The organism is Photorhabdus hainanensis, assembly GCF_018448965.1.
Taxonomy (GTDB): Bacteria; Pseudomonadota; Gammaproteobacteria; order Enterobacterales; family Enterobacteriaceae; genus Photorhabdus; species Photorhabdus akhurstii.
Map to the genome: position 1 here is coordinate 38,032 of NZ_RCWD01000022.1, position 19,018 is coordinate 57,049.

Genomic DNA, 19,018 nt, shown 5'->3' on the forward strand with positions numbered 1-19,018 from the left:
CGTCGTAAATAAACAATAAAATACTTTGCAATTTATTATTAAGGTAATAATATTACCGGGTATCTTATCTATAATAAAACTATCCAAGTATAGTGTGATACACTTAATTAATCCTAATCATTCTGAATATTAAACTTAAAAAATTAACACATGAAAACAATGCTCAATAATTTCATTTATTTAATAAAACACCCTAAGGGAAATAAAAATGCCAAATATAATATCAAGCAAGAAAGTAGTAGTAGCACCAGCAGTAATAGTTATTAATGGCAACTACATATCAAATGATTATCATTCTGGTTTCAAAGTTGGAGCGACATCATTCGCACTAAAAGTTGCTGATTATTTTATAAAAAGAAACTTACTTTCTGGTTTTATACTCTACAAAAGAGATGAATCATTAGTTTCACCTAAAATAACCGAAGATATAATTAAAGATATAAAATGTATAAATATCTTTTTTAATTTCTCTATGGAAATTTTAGACATAAGAAATATGCTGGAAAAATGTATCTCAATATTATCAATAAAAAATGATCCGGCAGTTCCTGCAATAGTTTATTATCAAACAGATACATTATTATCCTATCACCCTCCTCATATACCTTGTTGTATAACGCATCATGGCCCTTTCGTAGAAGACTTTCAGCAACACTATTCTCTGGAAAAGACATATGATGCTTTTGAAAATAAAAATAAGGCTCAACATCTTAATATTCAACAAATGAAGGGTATTGAGACATTAATTGATAAAAAATATTTTATTTTCCAACATTCAAAATTACAAGGTGATTTTTTACTCAAAAAAGGAATAAAACCAGACAATATAAAAAACATTAGCCCACCTATTTTCTTTGAAGAAGATACTGAATTTAACATAGAAAATAAATATATTAATGATTTTATCAAAATTAATAAAAATGAATTATTGTTGTTTACTGCGGCAGCCAGATTAGATTGTTTTAAAAATATAGAACTATTAATCAATTCAGCAGTTGATTTACTGGGTAAAGGTATTCCTGTTAAAGTTTTCATTGCAGGCGATGAAGAGAGCAAAAATATCAGAAGGAATAAATTGATATCTATGGTTCCCCCCAGATATCAGTCACAGTTTTTTATATCACATAAGTTATCCCAAACAGAGTTATTCAGCGTTTTCAATAGCATAAAAAACAAATCTATTTTTGTATGTACATCACGCTATGAAACTCTTGGCATTACACCATTAGAGGCGGCATTAAATGGCGTATGCACAATCTTACCCAATTTAAATTTAATTGAAGCAGCTTCTTATTTCTCTTCAGAGTATAAATTTACATATAATATAGATTCTCTTACTGAGAAAATAATATCAATATACGAAAAAAATCTATTTACCACTAGTCAACAGTTACAATACATAAGATCTTTAATTTCAAAGGCATACTTCGAAGATAGCATGGAAAAAGCATGGGAAGAGATCTCAATAAGTTATATATCAAACCAAAACTCTGTCTCTTAATGTCTAATTATAACACTTAGACTATCCACTAAATCAATGGGCACATACAGATGCCCATTCCTAAAACTCTTATTAATTTATCTGTTTTTCATCATCAAGTTTCATGTCACTCAATCTATTTCGATAGCTAAAAACCATAAAATCAAATAAATCACTATGTTAATTCAATTGAAAACTTGCATCCGTTTACTACACATGACTTAATTTATGCAATTTTAAACAATATCGCTACAGTGATCACAATTACTCATTTATGTGTAGCTTTTTATTATTTTTCAACTAAAAATAAGTTGTATTGCTGTTGTTCATAGCGAGCTATTTTTTCAATAAAACATCCTACAACTAAGGTAAGCATTATGGGTATATTCAACTACTTGCAGCGATTGGGAAAAGCATTGATGCTTCCCATTGCCACGCTTCCCGTAGCCGCGCTTTTGCTACGTTTCGGCCAACCCGATGTATTTAATATTCCTTTCATCGCCAGCGCTGGCGGTGGTATTTTCGAAAACCTGCCACTGCTATTTGCATTAGGTATCGCAGTAGGCTTAGCAAAAGATAATGCCGGCGCTGCCGCACTGGCAGGTGTAGTTGGCTTTTTAGTACTCACTAAAGCCACATCAGTCATAGACTCGACTATCAATATGTCTTTTTTCGCCGGCATTATCTCAGGTATTGTTGCCGGTCACTGTTATAACCGTTTTTCAGATACACGCTTGCCAGAGTTTCTTGCTTTCTTCGCAGGCAAGCGATTAGTCCCTATCATGACAGGCATTATTTGTCTGTTCATTGCATGGATATGTGGCTATGTCTGGCCATATGTCCAGCACGGTATTGATTCTTTCAGTCTGTTAGTATCAAAGAGCGGCATGGTCGGATGGTTTACTTATGGTGTACTTAACCGCTCTCTCATTCCATTTGGTTTGCACTATATTCTGCACTCTGTTTTCTGGTTTAGTCTGGGTGACTGTCTGAAAATTACTTATGATTTAGCCAGCTCTGTACATAATATCTGCCTGGCGCCGGATGTTGTCCGTTCTCTGACCATTGGCGCAGCGGTTCCAGGTATTGATGGCTCAACCATTACCCAAATCGCCACCGATATGAGCCGCGGCGACTTGAACCGTTTCTTTGCCGGCGATCCACATGCCGGAGTTTACATGGCCTGGGCTTATCCCATCTTTATGGGCGGTTTGCCCGGCGCAGCGCTGGCAATGTATTTCGCAGCGCCAAAGGAACGTCGTCCTCAGATTGGCGGGATGTTATTATCCGTCGCGTTGACAGCATTCTTAACCGGTATAACTGAACCAATAGAATTCTCATTCTTATTCCTGGCGCCAGCTTTATATGTTCTGCATGCAATATTGGCTGGCGTTAGCATGGTTATCGTCAATTCATTGGGTATTCTGCATGGTTTTGGATTCTCCGCCGGATTAATTGACCTTGTATTGAGCTGGGGTCTGGCAACCAAGCCGTGGTTGTTAATCCCATTAATCGCCTTGTTCTTTGTGCTGTATTTTGTTTGTTTCACCCTCATGATTCGTATTTTCAACTTACGTACCCCAGGCCGTGAAATTGGAGAGACAACTCAAGCGATCTCTGCCGCCCAAGATAACGAAACAATCCAACATTACATTACCGCTCTTGGCGGCGCACAAAATATTCGTACAGTAGACGCCTGCATTACCCGTCTTCGCTTAACCGTTGAAGACAATACACAATTGGATGAACACCGGTTAAAACAATTAGGTGCAAAAGGCGTCCTGAAAATAGGTAAACAGAGCGTTCAAGTTGTATTGGGTCCCCAAGCAGAAAGTATTGCCGGGCAGATACGCACTCAACTACATTCAGATAGGCCAAACAAAAGGTCATAGCTAAAAACGCCTTGAATTTAAAGGGGAACTCATCTCTCGTTCCCTTTTATTTTTCTTGAAAAATAAGGTGGCTTAATAAGTGACAAAAACCGTAAAATTCATAACTTTTTCTATTAATTCTCTGGCTATTCTTTACATCTTATTTTAAGATAAAAAATATCTTTGAGGTACAGCATATCTCTGCTCATACCAATGATTTAGTATTCGCACGATAAGAAGATTAGTTAATCAGCTAATTTATCCAACCGCTATAATTTCTTGTTTTAAGAGGCACTTATGAGGCTGATCCCCCTAACGAATGCAAGTGACGTTGGTAAATGGTCCGCACACTATATCGTTAGCAAAATCAATGCATTTAACCCCACCGCCGAGCACCCTTTTATTTTGGGGTTGCCAACCGGCAGTACACCACTGGCAACTTATAAAGAGTTAATTGTTCTGCATAAAGCAGGGAAAGTCAGTTTTAAACATGTCGTGACATTCAATATGGACGAATATGTCGGTATCGCCGAGAATCATCCACAAAGCTACCATAGGTTTATGTATCAAAATTTCTTTGATCATATTGATATCCCGAAAGAAAACATCAATCTGCTCAATGGTAACGCCTCTGATGTCGAAGCGGAATGTCAACGTTATGAAGACAAAATTAAATCTTACGGTCAAATACATCTATTTATGGGGGGTGTCGGTAACGACGGTCATATTGCCTTCAATGAACCGGCATCATCTCTGACTTCCCGTACACGCATTAAAACACTTACCGTAGAAACTCGCACAGCTAACTCCCGCTTCTTCGATAATGATATTAATCAGGTGCCTAAATACGCCCTGACCGTCGGCGTAGGCACGTTAATGGATGCAGAAGAAATTATGATCCTTGCAACAGGTCTCAATAAGGCTCAAGCCATTCAGGCGGCAATTGAAGGCAATGTCAACCATATGTGGACGATAAGCTGTCTGCAAATGCATCCTAAATCCATCATTGTTTGTGACGAACCGGCAACAATGGAATTGAAGGTAAAAACAGTCAAATATTTCCACCAACTGGAAGCAGATACTATCGGCGAATTCGCCAGCAAAAATTAAAAATCTACACAGCCTGACGCCTCTCTCGCAGGCTGATTACCGTTATTATCTTCAATCATCATCTCCCGATCCCATAGGAGGCTAAGATGTATGCTTTAACCAACTGCATTATATATACCGGTCACAACAGATTAGATGAGCATGCCGTTATCATTGCGGACGGCTTAATTAAACGAATTTGCCTAACACAAGCGTTACCCGAACAGATTGAAAAACGTGATCTAAATGGCGCAATTCTTTCCCCCGGTTTTATTGATCTACAAGTTAACGGCTGTGGTGGCGTTCAGTTCAACGATCAGTTGGAAAATATTTCAGAAAAAACGCTGAATATCATGCAAAGAACCAATGAGCGCTCCGGTTGTACCAGTTACTTACCCACTCTGATTACTAGCACAGACGAATTGATGATGGCCTCTGTTGAAGTCATGCGCACTTATCTTAAGCATCATCAGCATCAGGCTTTGGGCCTGCATCTGGAAGGTCCTTATCTCAATCCGGTAAAGAAAGGCACTCATAATCCAGAGCTTATCCGTAAGCCTACATCTGAAATGATAAATTTCCTGTGCGATAACGCTGATGTCATCGCTAAGTTGACCCTCGCACCGGAAATGGTCGAACAAAAATATATTCAGCAGTTGGTAGAGGCCGGTATTGTTGTTTCCGCCGGTCATTCAAATGCCAGTTATGAAGAGGCCCGACAGGGATTCCAACACGGAATTACTATTTCAACTCATCTTTACAATGCCATGCCAGCTATTTCAGGCCGCCAACCCGGCTTGATTGGCGCTATCTTTGATACACCTGAAATCTATGCTGGAATCATCGCTGATGGTTTGCACGTTTCATGGCCAAATATTCGTAATACCAAGCGTTTGAAAAACGATAAGTTAATTTTAGTAACAGATGCGACGGCCCCAGCCGGACTCGATCCGACCTCCTGTAAAATGGAGCATTTCACCTTCGCAGGTAAGACCATATACTATCGCAACGGATTATGTGTTGATCAAAACGGCGTTCTAAGCGGCTCTTCTCTCACTATGATAGATGCCGTTAAAAATAGCGTTGAACATGTTGGTATTGCACTAGATGAAGCACTGAGGATGGCAACTCTCTACCCTGCTCGCGCAATTGGCGTTGATAAATATCTTGGCGCCGTTGAAACCGGGAAAATCGCTAACCTCACTGTTTTCAGTCACGACTTTAAAATCTGCAAAACCATCGTTAACGGAAAAGAAACTGAACTTTGACGGACTAAATAGCTGATGAGTTATAACAACACACAAAAACAAATTGGTAATATTGACCTTGTGAAGCAACTTAACGGAGCCGTGGTATATCGGCTGATTGATCAACAAGGGCCAATCTCTCGCATTCAAATTGCTGAACAAAGTCAACTTGCTCCGGCCAGTGTGACTAAAATTACTCGTCAGCTACTCGAACGGGGCTTGATTAAAGAAGTCGATCAACAAGCCTCTACCGGAGGCCGCCGCGCCATTTCCATCGTTACTGAAAATCGTCACTTCCATACTATCGGTGTCCGCCTTGGTCGCCATGATGCTACTCTTGCCCTTTATGATATGAGCGGCAGGGCCTTGGTTGAAGAACATTATCCACTGCCTGAAGCAACTCAGCAAAAAGTTGAAGACCGGCTCATCAACGCAATAGAAAACTTTATTCAACAAAATCAACGCAGAATACGCGAGCTCATCGCCATTTCAGTTATCCTGCCCGGATTAGTTGACCCCGATACCGGCATCGTCCGTTATATGCCTCATATTAAAGTGACTCACTGGACTCTGGTCGATAATTTGAAAAAGCATTTCAACATTACCTGTTTTGTGGGTCATGATATTCGCAGTTTGGCATTGGCTGAACACTATTTCGGCGCTACCCGTGATTGTGAAGATTCAATATTGGTACGTATCCATCGAGGTACCGGCGCCGGGGTGATTATCAATAACCAAATACTTCTCAATAATAGAGGAAACTTAGGTGAAATTGGCCATATTCAAATTGATCCACTCGGTGAACGCTGTCACTGCGGCAATTTTGGCTGCCTGGAAACTATCGCCGCTAACTCAGCGATAGAAGCACGAGTTCAGCATCAATTAAAGCAAGGTTTTCCAAGCCAGCTAACATTGAATAATTGCAATATCAGAGCTATCTGCCAAGCCGCTAATCAAAATGATCCATTAGCTTCTGAAGTGATAAAAAACGTCGGCCATTACCTCGGCAAAGCCATCTCTATCGCGATTAATTTATTTAACCCACAGAAGGTTGTTCTGGCGGGAGAAATTACTGAAGCTCAAAAAGTGCTCTTACCCGCTATTCAAAGTTGTATCAACTCTCAGGTTTTGAAAGAATTTCGTCAAGATCTGCCAATCGTGGTTTCTGAATTAGTCCACTGTTCTGCTATTGGCGCTTTCGCTCTGACTAAACGTGCTATGCTTAATGGTGTCCTGTTACAACACTTGCTTGAAGGGTAATGTTATTTTTTGTTGCTTTTGACAGCAAAATGCTTATATGCCAATCAAACAAGCGACTTTAAGCAGATTTCGAGAAAAAAGCAGTTGACGCATTTAGCTGATATACGCATAATGCGCCCCGCAACGCCGATGAAGGTAATGCAAAAAAGATGGCTACGTAGCTCAGCTGGTTAGAGCACAGCACTCATAATGCTGGGGTCACAGGTTCGATTCCCGTCGTAGCCACCATCTTTGCGGGAGTGGCGAAATTGGTAGACGCACCAGATTTAGGTTCTGGCGCCGCAAGGTGTGCGAGTTCAAGTCTCGCCTCCCGCACCATTCATTCATCGAGTTGTCGTTATTCAGATGGGGTATCGCCAAGCGGTAAGGCACCAGGTTTTGATCCTGGCATTCCCAGGTTCGAATCCTGGTACCCCAGCCATAATCCTGATAACACAATTCTGACAACATGTTGTACAGTGACTGCTTTCAGTTGGGGTATCGCCAAGCGGTAAGGCACCAGGTTTTGATCCTGGCATCCCCAGGTTCGAATCCTGGTACCCCAGCCATCAACTGAATGTCCCTCACTAACTATTTTGCAGTAAATCTTCTCGCTTCAAAAAAGGCTACGTAGCTCAGCTGGTTAGAGCACAGCACTCATAATGCTGGGGTCACAGGTTCGATTCCCGTCGTAGCCACCATTTTATTGGGGTATCGCCAAGCGGTAAGGCACCGGATTCTGATTCCGGCATTCCCAGGTTCGAATCCTGGTACCCCAGCCATATTCAGGAAGCCCGCTTACAACAAGCGGGTTTTCGCTTTCCAAGTCCCTTCTGTTTTTCTCCGTTCGTAAGTGCATATATTTATTGCATATATAGAAGAAAAGTAAATTGTCCACGCCATAAACAAATTTACGACGTGCTTGTGATCTTCACTACCAATCTATACGGTTACAATCCTAACGCATACTTAAGCACCGCTTTTTTCATTACGCCAGCCCGTTGAGCTGCCATCAGCGCCAGATTACGAACAACTTTCAGCCCTGGCTGCTCATTACTGAACACGGTGTAAAATAGATCCATTCCAGCTTGCATCATCAGGTTATCCGGCATTCTACGACGCTGATAACGCATCAACACTTCCAATGAATCCCACTGCTCTGTTAATTCTTTCGCCTTCACCAAAACATCAAGCAGAGTATTCACATCCCGATAACCAAGATTTACTCCCTGCCCGGCCAGAGGATTAATGGTATGAGCCGCATCACCCAACAATACTAATCCTTCACGTACATAACTGTTAGCATGATGACGAGCCAAAGGAAATGAACCGGCGGCAACGGGGGTCACTTTACCTAGCCGAACAGGAAATGCCTGAAAAATTTCCTGCTCAAGTTGAGCCATCGACATTGCCTGTAATTGTCGTATGCGTGCCGGTTTGTCGTACCACACCAGCGAAGCCCATTGATCAAACAGTGGAAGAAACGCTCTCGGGCCAGAAGGAAAAAACTGCTGCCAGGTAATATCCTGTTGTGGCTGTTCTGTTTTTACCGTGATCAACATACAAGACTGTCTGTACTGCCAGCCACGACTGCCAATTCCCGCCATTTGCCGAACCTGAGAACGAGCACCATCAGCCCCGACAATCAAGCGAGCAGTCATTTCCGTTCCATCAGCCAGAGTCACTAACCACCCCACTTTCTGCCACTGCATTGATTGCAATACTGCCGGGCATAGCAAAGTCAAATTGGGATATTTTTCAAACTGTTGCCACAAAGCCAGTTGCAAGATATGGTTTTCAACCATATAGCCCAACTCAGGCAACCCTAGGCTTTGTGCATCAAACACTAAATTAGAATCATTCTGTTCCCAAGTCTCTAATGTACGATACGGCGCACTGCGCATCTGTAATACCGCATCCCATGCGCCAAGTTGTTTGAACAAATCGACAGAAGCACAACTGATCGCTGATACACGTACATCAGGATGACTCTGTGCATCATAAGATTGTGGCGGTTGATGATCCAATAAAGCAACTGTCCAACCTTCTTGTGCCAGCCCCAATGCTGTTGCAGCGCCGATCATGCCAGCACCAACCACCACTACATCAAAAATCTGTTGTGAATTATTCATCTCAGTCATGCTATTAACCCATTGATTAGTACAGTGTACCGAATTTTTAATTCTCCGGTAGAGAATATCCTGTTTAACAGTCTGGTCACTGCTCCTGCAAATGACTACAATACCCGACAACTTTATGCCTAATACACAATTGCTTTTGCCGTGTAATAACACTTTTCAGCACGGTAGAAAGCTCGGATGCACAAGAAAATGTCGACGATAAAAAAACTGTATATTAAAACTTGGGGCTGTCAGATGAATGAATATGATTCATCTAAAATGGCCGACCTGCTGGAAAGTACTCACGGTTATCAGTTAACCGATGTCGCCGAAGAAGCAGACATTTTGCTATTAAATACCTGTTCAATCCGCGAAAAAGCACAGGAAAAGGTTTTCCATCAATTAGGCCGCTGGAAAAACCTAAAAGATACTAATCCAGATATCATCATTGGAGTCGGTGGCTGTGTCGCCTCTCAGGAAGGGGATTTCATCCGTCAACGCGCTCAATGCGTAGACATTATTTTCGGGCCGCAAACATTGCATCGTTTACCTGAGATGATCAACCAGGTGAAAGGCACCCGCAGCCCAGTTGTTGATATCAGCTTCCCGGAAATCGAGAAATTTGACCGTCTGCCTGAACCGCGTGCTGAAGGTCCGTCTGCTTTTGTTTCTATTATGGAAGGCTGCAACAAATACTGTACTTTCTGTGTCGTACCTTATACCCGCGGAGAAGAAGTTAGTCGCCCATGCGATGATGTTCTGTTTGAAATCGCGCAGCTTGCCGCTCAAGGCGTACGTGAAGTCAACCTTCTCGGTCAGAACGTGAACGCTTATCGTGGCGCCACTTATGATGGTGATATCTGCTCTTTCGCTGAGTTAATTCGTTTGGTAGCGGCTATAGATGGTATTGACCGTATTCGCTTTACGACTAGCCACCCAATTGAGTTTACAGACGATATTATCGCGGTTTACGAAGATACACCGGAATTGGTTAGCTTCCTGCATCTACCGGTGCAAAGTGGCTCGGACCGTATTCTAACGTTGATGAAACGCGCCCACACAGCCCTCGAGTATAAAAGCATTATCCGCAAACTGCGTAAAGCACGTCCTGATATCTTGATAAGCTCTGACTTCATTATCGGATTCCCAGGTGAAACCCAAGATGACTTCGAGAAAACCATGAAACTGATCGCTGATGTCAATTTCGATATGAGCTACAGCTTCATCTATTCTGCTCGTCCGGGAACGCCAGCCGCCGATCTGCCTGATGATGTCAGCGAAGAAGAGAAGAAACAGCGTCTTTACCTGTTACAACAACGTATCAACCAACAAGCAATGAGCTACAGCCGTGCTATGTTAGGCAGCGTACAACGTATTCTGGTTGAAGGAACTTCCCGTAAGAATGTGATGGAACTTTCTGGCCGTACCGAAAACAATCGGGTTGTCAACTTTGAAGGCCAGCCTGATATGATTGGCAAATTCGTTGATGTTGAAATTGTTGATGTCTACGCCAACTCACTACGCGGTAAAGTTATCCGTACCGAAGATCAAATGGATCTTCGTACACACGAATCACCTGAGTCCGTTATAGCCCGTACCCGTAAAGAAGATGAAATCGGGGTCGGCACTTATCAGCCCTAAATATAGAGATAATCAGTGATTCAACAAATTCATTCACAAATAGCAACTCAGGAAATTTTCCTCGAACCAGCCGATAATCAGCGCCTAATGAGCCTGTGTGGTCCGTTTGATGACAATTTGAAGCAGCTTGAACGCCGGTTAGGTATTGAAATTAGCCGTCGTGATAACCGTTTCAAACTGATGGGCAAACCGCTGTGCGTTAGCGCAGCCACCAATATCCTACGCCATTTATATGCGGAAACTTCCCCTGTCCGTGGGGTAATCCCTGACATCAAACCAGAACAGATCCATCTGGCAATTACCGAAAGCCGGGTTCTGGAGCAAACCGCCGAGAGCATACCCGAATACGGTAAAGCCGTTAATATTCGCACCAAACGCGGCATGGTGAAACCACGCACGCCCAATCAGGCACAATATATTGCTAATATTCTTAGCCATGATATTACGTTTGGGATTGGTCCTGCCGGTACGGGAAAAACTTACCTAGCCGTTGCCGCTGCGGTTGATGCACTGGAACGACAAGAAATCCGCCGTATCCTGCTAACCCGCCCGGCAGTAGAAGCGGGCGAAAAATTGGGTTTTCTACCTGGCGACCTGAGCCAAAAAGTTGATCCGTACCTGCGCCCACTCTACGACGCCTTGTTTGAAATGCTAGGTTTTGAAAAAGTTGAAAAGCTGATCGAGCGTAACGTTATTGAAGTCGCTCCATTAGCTTATATGCGTGGACGAACCCTAAACGACGCTTTTATTATTCTGGATGAGAGCCAGAACACGACCATCGAACAGATGAAAATGTTCCTGACCCGTATCGGCTTCAACTCCAAAGCGGTTGTTACCGGCGACGTTACGCAGATCGACCTGCCTCGTGGGCAGAAGTCCGGCCTACGCCATGCTATTGAAGTTTTATCAGGCGTCGGCGAGCTGAGTTTCAACTTTTTCCACAGTGATGATGTTGTCCGTCACCCAGTGGTTGCCAAAGTTGTCATTGCCTATGAAGAGTGGGAAGCAACCGAGCAAAAACGCAAACAGACACTCAGTGAACAACGCAAGCAGGAAGCACAATGAGTTCAGTCATACTTGATTTACAAATTGCCTGTGAGCATTCACAAGGTCTTCCTGAGGCAACCCTGTTCCAGTGCTGGCTGGATGGGGTTTTACCTCAATTTCAATCAGAAAGTGAAGTCACTATCCGCATTGTTGATGAGGCAGAAAGCCACGATTTAAATCTGACTTACCGTGGTAAAGATAAGCCGACAAATGTGTTATCTTTCCCATTTGAAGCCCCACCAGAGGTTGATTTACCCCTGCTTGGCGATCTCATTATCTGTCGTCAGGTTGTTGAAAAAGAAGCGGAGGAACAACAAAAAACAGTAGAAGAACATTGGGCGCATATGGTTGTACACGGCTGCCTACACTTGCTGGGTTATGACCATATCGAAGATGATGAAGCTGAAGAAATGGAATCTTTGGAAACAGAAATTATGCAAGCGTTAGGTTATACTGACCCCTACCTTGCGGAAAAAGAGTAACCATTCGTACCATTTTTATGCTAAAAAATACCGACAATAACTATTTAATGGGAAATTTTCATTAAAACGCCATGAGCGACGACCATCCTTCAAGTAACGACAATCCTGGCCCTAAGAAAGGGTTTTTCACTCTTCTTCTTAACCAGCTTTTTCACGGTGAGCCAAAAAGCCGTGATGAACTGGTGGAACTGATCCGTGACTCTGAACAAAACGATCTGATTGATCCTGATACCCGCGATATGCTCGAAGGGGTAATGGATATTTCCGATCAGCGTGTCCGGGATATCATGATCCCCCGTTCTCAAATCGTTACCTTAAAACGTAATCAAACCCTGGACGAATGTCTGGATGTAATTATCGATTCGGCTCATTCTCGCTTCCCTGTGATCAGTGAAGACAAAGATCACATTGAAGGAATTTTAATGGCAAAAGACCTATTGCCATTTATGCGTACCGATGCGCCGCCATTCAGCATAGATAAGGTTCTGCGTCAGGCTGTCGTTGTACCTGAAAGTAAACGGGTTGACCGCATGCTGAAAGAGTTCCGTTCTCAACGTTATCATATGGCAATCGTCATTGATGAGTTTGGTGGCGTATCGGGCCTGGTCACTATCGAAGATATTCTTGAACTGATCGTCGGTGAAATTGAAGACGAATACGATGAAGAAGAAGATGTCGATATTCGTGCCTTGAGCCGTCATACCTATACGGTACGAGCGCTAACTCAGATTGAAGACTTTAATGAAGCCTTTAGCACCCAATTCAGTGATGAAGAAGTGGATACTATTGGCGGTCTGGTTATGCAAGCATTCGGTCATTTGCCAGCCAGAGGAGAATCTGTTGATATCAACGGTTATCTCTTTAAAGTCGCTATGGCCGATAGCCGAAGAATTATTCAAGTTTACGTTACGATACCGGACGATGCGCCAATACCTAACCTTGAAGAAGAATAAAATCTGAATGAACAAAGCTTCATTATTAAATCGCCAGCGGCTGCGCGCCTTACTGGCACTGTTTTTCGGAGCCAGTGGAACGCTGGCTTTTTCGCCTTTTGACTTCTGGCCTGCCGCTATTATCTCCCTGTTTGGACTACAACTTCTGACTTTGAACAGAACACCCCGACAAGCGGCATTTATTGCTTTTTGTTGGGGATTCGGTCTGTTTGGCAGTGGTACAAACTGGGTATATGTCAGCATTGCCAATTTCGGCGGCATGCCAACCGCGGTCAATATTCTGCTGGTCATATTACTTGCCGCCTATCTCTCGCTCTATCCTGCTTTATTCGCTGGCTTACTCAACCGCTTCTTCGCAAAAACGAACGGGGTAAGGCTGGCTGTGGCAGCACCTGCATTATGGCAACTTACCGAATTCCTGCGCGGCTGGATTCTAACCGGTTTTCCCTGGCTACAATTCGGCTACAGCCAATTAGATGGTCCAATGAAAGCCATTGCGCCAATTTTGGGTGTTGAGGCCATCACTTTCTTGTTAATGGCTCTCAGCGGGTTATTCGTTCTGACCATCGTACATCGGAAAATAGTCGCTGGTGTTATCGCTGTCGCCATTTTGCTATTACCGTGGTCAATACGCCATTATCAGTGGTACAACCTGCTGCCTGAAAAAGCAGTTGATGTCGCGCTGGTTCAGGGAAATATTCCACAATCCCTGAAATGGGCACCCAATATGCTCAATGAAACTATGGACATCTACATGGACAATAGCCTGCCATATATCGGCAAAATACCGATAATCATCTGGCCGGAGTCTGCTATTCCTTCATTGGAAAGTTATCAACGCCACTTTCTAGCAAAATTAGATGAGCTGTTACGCAATCAACACACCAGCCTTATTACCGGTATTGTCGATGAAAGAGCCGTTGGCGACAGCGATAAGATCTATAACAGCGTGATTGTCCTCGGCGATAAAATACCTTATCAATATCCGGCAGCTATTCGCTACGATAAATACCATCTGGTACCATTCGGCGAATTTGTTCCTCTGGAGTCTCTACTCCGTCCTCTGGCGCCATTCTTCAACTTACCCATGTCTTCATTCAGCCGTGGCAACTACATTCAACCACAGCTTTCTGTTGCAGGATATAATTTAACCACCGCTATTTGTTATGAAATCATACTGGGCGAACAGGTTCGTGCGAATTTCAAACCGGATACCGAATTCTTACTCACAGTTTCCAATGATGCTTGGTTTGGTGGTTCAATTGGTCCTTGGCAGCATTTCCAAATGGCACGCATGCGTTCCCTCGAATTAGGACGCCCATTACTACGTAGTACTAATAACGGCATTACAGCCGTTATCAGCCCGGACGGAGAAGTGCAGGCAGCACTCCCACAATTTACCCGTAATGTTTTGGCAGCTAAAGTGACGCCCGCGACCGGGATTACACCCTATGCTCGCTGGGGTAACTGGCCGGTATGGGTAACTACCGTATTGTTTGCCCTATTTGCCTTAACATATAACCGCCGTAAATCTTAATCCATATAGCCAAAAGGGAGCGAAATTGCTCCCTTGCACTATTCCTTTGCACTATGCAGAAACAGATTGACTTTTAATCCATTTTCCATCCAATTGATAGAAAAACAAAGGAGTAACAAGTTATGCAAGCAAAACGTCTGCAACCATCGGAAATTTCACCAGAGCTTTATAACTCAGTCGTAAAAGTCGATGAATTAACTTACCAATCCACTCTCGGTAAGGCGCTCATCGAACTCATCAAAGTCAGAGTTTCCCAAATCAATGGCTGTGCCTTTTATCTTAATATGCATTCCAAAGCTGCCCGCAAGGCAGGAAATAGCGAACAAAAACTCTATCTCCTGAGTGCCTGGAAAGAGGCAACTATTTTTACATCACGGGAACGTGCGGCATTAGGCTGGACAGAGGCTTTATCTCGGGTTGCCGAAACTGGGGCAGAAGATGAACATTACACCCCGTTATTAGCAGAATTTGATGAAAAAGAGATTGTCGATTTAACATTGTTAATCGGCCTTATCAACCTGTGGAATCGTCTGGCAATTGGTATGAAATATACTTTGCCCAATTCGGCCACTGACCTATCTTAAGAAATTCAGCATAGTTAATTACTAACGATAATTAACTATGCTAACCCTCAACAACTGATATCACTCTATGTTATGCAAATAACCTACTTAAACAACTTATTGGTGCTAATTTTACCCCCCTTTACTATTTTGGCACGCTAATTGCTGCTATATCTATGAATGAAAAGGGAAATAGCTGTTTCAATAACCAAAAATGGGAAAATGCACTAAAAAAATGATAATCACGCACCTTTATTGTGCAAGATAAACAACATTGTTCATTTATAGTGCGAGACAGCTCCCGAAATAGAAACAATTCATTTTCATTGACTAACCCTTTTGTACTATTTTTTAACACTATATATACATATGACAGCAAATGATCCTCGATTAAAAACAAATCACAGAGAGACTTTTGCAAACACAACAACATCGCAAACGATAGCCACATTAAAGGAGTTGTATATGCGTATGCGTAACCTAGTATTAACCATGATGTTACTTGGCATGGCGGGGGCTGTTCAGGCCGAAGAATTAACGGGAACACTGAAAAAGATTAAAGATGATGGTGTGATCATTGTAGGACATCGTGAATCTTCCGTACCTTTTGCTTACTACGATAATCAGCAAAAAGTCGTCGGTTACTCTCAGGATTATTCTAATTTGATTGTTGAAGCGGTGAAGAAGAAACTGGACATGCCAAATCTGCAAGTAAAATTGATACCCATAACTTCTCAAAATCGCATCCCATTGCTACAAAATGGCACTTACGATTTCGAATGCGGTTCCACTTCCAATAATCTTGAACGCCAAAAACAAGTCACTTTCTCAAACTCTATCTTTATTGTTAATACACGTTTGTTGACTAAAAAAGGTTCCGGTATAAAAGATTTCCCTGACTTAGCAGGCAAAAATGTCGTTGTTTCAGCAGGTACGACTTCTGAAGTATTGCTAAATAAACTCAACGATGAAAAAAATATGAAAATGCGCATCATCAGTGCAAAAGATCATGGTGACTCATTCCGTACTTTGGAGTCTGGCCGTGCAATCGCCTTTATGGTGGACGATGCTCTGCTAGCAGGCGAACGCGCCAAAGCGAAAAAACCTGATCAATGGGAAATTGTTGGCACGCCTCAGTCTAGAGAAGCCTATGGTTGTATATCGCGCAAAGACGATCTTCAATTCAAGAAGCTGATCGATGAGACCATTGTTCAGGCGCAAACCTCAGGAGAGGCAGAGAAATCATTTGAGCGCTGGTTCAAACACCCGATTCCACCCAAGAATCTGAACCTGAATTTCTCTTTGTCTGATGAAATGAAAGCACTATTTAAATCGCCAAATGATAAGGCGCTTGACTAGAAATATAATTAAAAAATGACTATTTGATTGGCATCACAGGGTGCGAGGCGGCCGTTCCCTGCCTCGCTTTTTTTCTCAGCCAATCAATCGCTTTCAGGGGATCAAGCTACCCCCTCACAGGGAGTATTATTATGTCAATCGATTGGAACTGGGGCATCTTTTTGCAAGCTGCCCCTTTCGGCAATACAACTTATCTAGGCTGGTTAATAGCTGGATTTCAGGTGACGATCGCCTTGTCTATCTGCGCCTGGATTATCGCTTTCATTGTCGGCTCGCTGTTCGGCATCTTGCGCACTGTTCCCAATAAAATATTATCTGGGATAGGGGCCTGTTATGTTGAGCTTTTTCGTAATGTACCGCTGATAGTTCAATTTTTTATCTGGTATCTGGTTGTACCTGAATTACTGCCGGAAAAAATTAGTCTGTGGTTTAAAACTGAACTGGACCCTAATATTCAATTTTTTCTCTCATCCACTGTCTGCTTAGGTCTTTTCACCGCGGCACGGATGTGTGAGCAGGTCCGTGCCGCCATACAATCACTACCACGCGGGCAAAAATCGGCAGGGCTGGCAATGGGGCTAACCTTGCCACAAACTTATCGCTATGTCCTGTTACCCAACGCCTATCGAGTGATCATTCCACCCATGACATCAGAAATGATGAATCTGGTAAAAAACTCCGCCATCGCCTCCACCATTGGTCTGGTAGATATGGCAGCGCAGGCAGGTAAGTTACTTGATTACTCAGCACATGCTTATGAAACATTTACCGCCATTACGTTGGCCTATGTCGGAATCAATCTGATGATTATGCTCGCCATGCACTTGCTTGAGAAAAAAGTACGTTTACCGGGTAATATTGGAGGTCAATAAATGTACGAATTTGACTGGAGTTCGATTATCCCCAGTATCCCGTTCCTGCTACAAGGCTTAGTCATTACAGCAAAAATCACGATTATTGCTGTTGTTGTCGGTATTCTCTGGGGAACCGTGCTAGCCGTTATGCGGCTCTCTTCGATAAAAATACTGAGCTGGTTTGCCACTTTATATGTCAATCTGTTCCGCTCTGTTCCACTAGTTATGGTACTGTTATGGTTCTACCTAATTGTGCCTAGCCTAGTACAGAATGTTCTGGGGATTTCTCCGAAAACAGATATTCGTTTAATTTCAGCTATGGTTGCATTCGCCTTTTTCGAAGCAGCTTACTATTCAGAAATTATCCGGGCAGGAATTCAGAGTATCTCTCGCGGGCAATCTTCGGCAGCACTGGCATTGGGGATGACGCCAATGCAAAGTATGAGGCTGGTTATCCTGCCTCAGGCATTCCGTGCGATGACTCCGCTGTTATTGACACAGGGGATCGTACTGTTTCAAGACACCTCATTGGTGTATGTGCTCAGTCTCGCGGACTTTTTCCGTACTGCGGCAAATATCGGTGAGCGTGATGGCACTCAGGTCGAAATGATCCTATTTGCTGGTTTGGTTTATTTTATTATTAGTATTGCCGCATCTATGCTGGTTAACTATTTGAAGAAAAGGACTGTTTGATGATCTCCCTGAAAAATGTATCCAAGTGGTATGGCCAATTTCAGGTTCTCTCCGACTGCTCAACTGAAGTTAAAAAAGGTGAAGTCGTTGTGGTCTGTGGCCCATCTGGCTCAGGCAAATCCACCCTGATAAAAACGGTTAATGGTCTGGAATCCATCCAACAGGGTGAAATTCTGGTTAATGACATTAAAGTCAATGACAAAAACACCAATCTGGCACAACTACGTTCTAAAGTCGGCATGGTGTTCCAGCATTTTGAGCTGTTCCCCCATCTCTCCATCATTGAGAATTTAACTCTGGCGCAGATTAAAGTGCTCAATCGTGATAAAAAAACGGCAGAAGAAAAAGGGTTGAAATTACTTGAACGCGTCGGGCTTGCCAGTCAGGCGAATAAATTCCCATCGCAACTTTCCGGTGGTCAGCAGCAACGTGTAGCAATCGCCCGTGCCCTTTGTATGGACCCGATTGCCATGCTATTTGACGAACCCACCTCCGCACTCGACCCTGAAATGATCAATGAAGTGCTTGATGTCATGGTTAAACTGGCAGACGAAGGGATGACCATGATGGTTGTTACTCACGAAATGGGTTTCGCCCGTAAAGTAGCCAGCCGAGTTATCTTTATGGATGAAGGCAAAATTGTTGAAGATAGCAAGAAAGAAGATTTCTTTGCGAATCCAAAATCAGATCGCGCCAAAGAATTTCTCGCTAAGATTCTTCACTAACCTCATTTCATTTCCGGTGGCGACACCCGTCGCCATCGGATTTTCCCTCAGAACCACTGTTTCTTATATATCAAATCAGATATGCTATGCCGATCTCATATTTTACCAACTAAATGAT

General features: G+C 43.0%; 16 protein-coding genes and 6 tRNA genes. 21 read left to right on the forward strand and 1 reads right to left on the reverse strand.

The window, feature by feature from the left end; genetic code table 11:
* Positions 1 to 208 precede the first annotated feature (208 nt).
* The 11 genes from EAE92_RS14305 (at position 209) to EAE92_RS14355 (ending at position 7,708) form a co-directional block, all read left to right on the forward strand.
* Positions 209 to 1,501, forward strand: coding sequence for a glycosyltransferase (locus tag EAE92_RS14305; protein WP_214068554.1), 1,293 nt, complete (start codon positions 209 to 211; stop codon positions 1,499 to 1,501).
* 356 nt (positions 1,502 to 1,857) lie between these two features.
* Positions 1,858 to 3,372, forward strand: a complete 1,515-nt coding sequence (gene nagE / locus EAE92_RS14310; RefSeq protein WP_214068555.1) for an N-acetylglucosamine-specific PTS transporter subunit IIBC — start codon at positions 1,858 to 1,860, stop codon at positions 3,370 to 3,372.
* Between the two features lie 276 nt (positions 3,373 to 3,648).
* Positions 3,649 to 4,461 (forward strand): glucosamine-6-phosphate deaminase, encoded by an 813-nt coding sequence (nagB, locus tag EAE92_RS14315; RefSeq protein ID WP_214068556.1) that lies wholly within the window; start codon positions 3,649 to 3,651, stop codon positions 4,459 to 4,461.
* An 86-nt stretch (positions 4,462 to 4,547) separates the two neighbouring features.
* Positions 4,548 to 5,708 carry an N-acetylglucosamine-6-phosphate deacetylase gene (gene nagA, locus EAE92_RS14320; protein ID WP_214068557.1) on the forward strand — a complete coding sequence of 387 codons (1,161 nt, stop codon included), beginning with the start codon at positions 4,548 to 4,550 and terminating at the stop codon, positions 5,706 to 5,708.
* 15 nt (positions 5,709 to 5,723) lie between these two features.
* Positions 5,724 to 6,947 (forward strand): DNA-binding transcriptional regulator NagC, encoded by a 1,224-nt coding sequence (nagC, locus tag EAE92_RS14325; RefSeq protein ID WP_214068558.1) that lies wholly within the window; start codon positions 5,724 to 5,726, stop codon positions 6,945 to 6,947.
* Between the two features lie 151 nt (positions 6,948 to 7,098).
* Positions 7,099 to 7,175 (forward strand) — tRNA-Met (locus EAE92_RS14330).
* 5 nt (positions 7,176 to 7,180) lie between these two features.
* Positions 7,181 to 7,265 (forward strand) — tRNA-Leu (locus EAE92_RS14335).
* A gap of 28 nt (positions 7,266 to 7,293) precedes the next feature.
* A tRNA-Gln gene (locus tag EAE92_RS14340) sits at positions 7,294 to 7,368 on the forward strand.
* Between the two features lie 52 nt (positions 7,369 to 7,420).
* A tRNA-Gln gene (locus EAE92_RS14345) sits at positions 7,421 to 7,495 on the forward strand.
* Positions 7,496 to 7,550: 55 nt separating this feature from the next.
* Positions 7,551 to 7,627 (forward strand) — tRNA-Met (locus EAE92_RS14350).
* Positions 7,628 to 7,633: 6 nt separating this feature from the next.
* Positions 7,634 to 7,708 (forward strand) — tRNA-Gln (locus EAE92_RS14355).
* Between the two features lie 168 nt (positions 7,709 to 7,876).
* On the opposite strand, the gene ubiF is transcribed toward EAE92_RS14355, so the two are convergent.
* Positions 7,877 to 9,058 (reverse strand): 3-demethoxyubiquinol 3-hydroxylase, encoded by a 1,182-nt coding sequence (gene ubiF / locus EAE92_RS14360; RefSeq protein ID WP_214068586.1) that lies wholly within the window; start codon positions 9,056 to 9,058, stop codon positions 7,877 to 7,879.
* Positions 9,059 to 9,256: 198 nt separating this feature from the next.
* On the opposite strand from ubiF, the gene miaB reads away from it, so the two are divergent.
* From miaB to EAE92_RS14410, 10 genes are all read left to right on the forward strand, one after another.
* Positions 9,257 to 10,687 (forward strand): tRNA (N6-isopentenyl adenosine(37)-C2)-methylthiotransferase MiaB, encoded by a 1,431-nt coding sequence (miaB, locus tag EAE92_RS14365; RefSeq protein WP_036813394.1) that lies wholly within the window; start codon positions 9,257 to 9,259, stop codon positions 10,685 to 10,687.
* Positions 10,688 to 10,774: 87 nt separating this feature from the next.
* Positions 10,775 to 11,752 (forward strand): PhoH family protein, encoded by a 978-nt coding sequence (locus EAE92_RS14370; protein WP_181147861.1) that lies wholly within the window; start codon positions 10,775 to 10,777, stop codon positions 11,750 to 11,752.
* Positions 11,749 to 12,216 carry an rRNA maturation RNase YbeY gene (ybeY, locus tag EAE92_RS14375; RefSeq protein WP_214068559.1) on the forward strand — a complete coding sequence of 156 codons (468 nt, stop codon included), beginning with the start codon at positions 11,749 to 11,751 and terminating at the stop codon, positions 12,214 to 12,216. The genes EAE92_RS14370 and ybeY overlap by 4 nt, the downstream gene beginning before the upstream one ends.
* 71 nt (positions 12,217 to 12,287) lie before the next feature.
* Entirely contained in the window at positions 12,288 to 13,169 is an 882-nt protein-coding gene (gene corC / locus EAE92_RS14380) for a CNNM family magnesium/cobalt transport protein CorC (protein WP_036776710.1), read from the forward strand.
* Between the two features lie 7 nt (positions 13,170 to 13,176).
* On the forward strand, positions 13,177 to 14,706 hold the full coding sequence (gene lnt / locus EAE92_RS14385; RefSeq protein ID WP_214068560.1) for an apolipoprotein N-acyltransferase: 1,530 nt from the start codon (positions 13,177 to 13,179) through the stop codon (positions 14,704 to 14,706).
* Positions 14,707 to 14,828: 122 nt separating this feature from the next.
* The gene (locus tag EAE92_RS14390) at positions 14,829 to 15,290 is read left to right on the forward strand and encodes a carboxymuconolactone decarboxylase family protein (protein ID WP_214068561.1); all 462 of its coding nucleotides are present in this window, start codon (positions 14,829 to 14,831) and stop codon (positions 15,288 to 15,290) included.
* A gap of 444 nt (positions 15,291 to 15,734) precedes the next feature.
* Positions 15,735 to 16,628 (forward strand): amino acid ABC transporter substrate-binding protein, encoded by an 894-nt coding sequence (locus tag EAE92_RS14395; protein WP_214068562.1) that lies wholly within the window; start codon positions 15,735 to 15,737, stop codon positions 16,626 to 16,628.
* A 131-nt stretch (positions 16,629 to 16,759) separates the two neighbouring features.
* A complete protein-coding gene (locus EAE92_RS14400; RefSeq protein WP_046397274.1) occupies positions 16,760 to 17,500 on the forward strand; it encodes an amino acid ABC transporter permease in 741 nt (246 codons plus the stop codon).
* Complete coding sequence (gene gltK, locus EAE92_RS14405; RefSeq protein ID WP_214068563.1) at positions 17,501 to 18,175, forward strand: glutamate/aspartate ABC transporter permease GltK; 675 nt, start codon at positions 17,501 to 17,503, stop codon at positions 18,173 to 18,175.
* Complete coding sequence (locus EAE92_RS14410; protein ID WP_036813335.1) at positions 18,175 to 18,900, forward strand: amino acid ABC transporter ATP-binding protein; 726 nt, start codon at positions 18,175 to 18,177, stop codon at positions 18,898 to 18,900. Before gltK ends, EAE92_RS14410 begins: the two co-directional genes overlap by 1 nt.
* Positions 18,901 to 19,018 lie beyond the last annotated feature (118 nt).

Bases quoted from the DNA above. Each gene is read 5' to 3' on its own strand.
- miaB (WP_036813394.1), top strand. From the start codon at position 9,257: ATGTCGACGATAAAAAAACTGTATATTAAAACTTGGGGCTGTCAGATG.
- ubiF (WP_214068586.1), bottom strand. From the start codon at position 9,058: ATGAATAATTCACAACAGATTTTTGATGTAGTGGTGGTTGGTGCTGGC.
- EAE92_RS14395 (WP_214068562.1), top strand. From the start codon at position 15,735: ATGCGTATGCGTAACCTAGTATTAACCATGATGTTACTTGGCATGGCG.
- nagE (WP_214068555.1), top strand. From the start codon at position 1,858: ATGGGTATATTCAACTACTTGCAGCGATTGGGAAAAGCATTGATGCTT.
- nagB (WP_214068556.1), top strand. From the start codon at position 3,649: ATGAGGCTGATCCCCCTAACGAATGCAAGTGACGTTGGTAAATGGTCC.
- gltK (WP_214068563.1), top strand. From the start codon at position 17,501: ATGTACGAATTTGACTGGAGTTCGATTATCCCCAGTATCCCGTTCCTG.
- nagC (WP_214068558.1), top strand. From the start codon at position 5,724: ATGAGTTATAACAACACACAAAAACAAATTGGTAATATTGACCTTGTG.
- ybeY (WP_214068559.1), top strand. From the start codon at position 11,749: ATGAGTTCAGTCATACTTGATTTACAAATTGCCTGTGAGCATTCACAA.
- EAE92_RS14400 (WP_046397274.1), top strand. From the start codon at position 16,760: ATGTCAATCGATTGGAACTGGGGCATCTTTTTGCAAGCTGCCCCTTTC.
- EAE92_RS14390 (WP_214068561.1), top strand. From the start codon at position 14,829: ATGCAAGCAAAACGTCTGCAACCATCGGAAATTTCACCAGAGCTTTAT.
- lnt (WP_214068560.1), top strand. From the start codon at position 13,177: ATGAACAAAGCTTCATTATTAAATCGCCAGCGGCTGCGCGCCTTACTG.
- EAE92_RS14410 (WP_036813335.1), top strand. From the start codon at position 18,175: ATGATCTCCCTGAAAAATGTATCCAAGTGGTATGGCCAATTTCAGGTT.
- corC (WP_036776710.1), top strand. From the start codon at position 12,288: ATGAGCGACGACCATCCTTCAAGTAACGACAATCCTGGCCCTAAGAAA.
- EAE92_RS14370 (WP_181147861.1), top strand. From the start codon at position 10,775: ATGAGCCTGTGTGGTCCGTTTGATGACAATTTGAAGCAGCTTGAACGC.
- EAE92_RS14305 (WP_214068554.1), top strand. From the start codon at position 209: ATGCCAAATATAATATCAAGCAAGAAAGTAGTAGTAGCACCAGCAGTA.
- nagA (WP_214068557.1), top strand. From the start codon at position 4,548: ATGTATGCTTTAACCAACTGCATTATATATACCGGTCACAACAGATTA.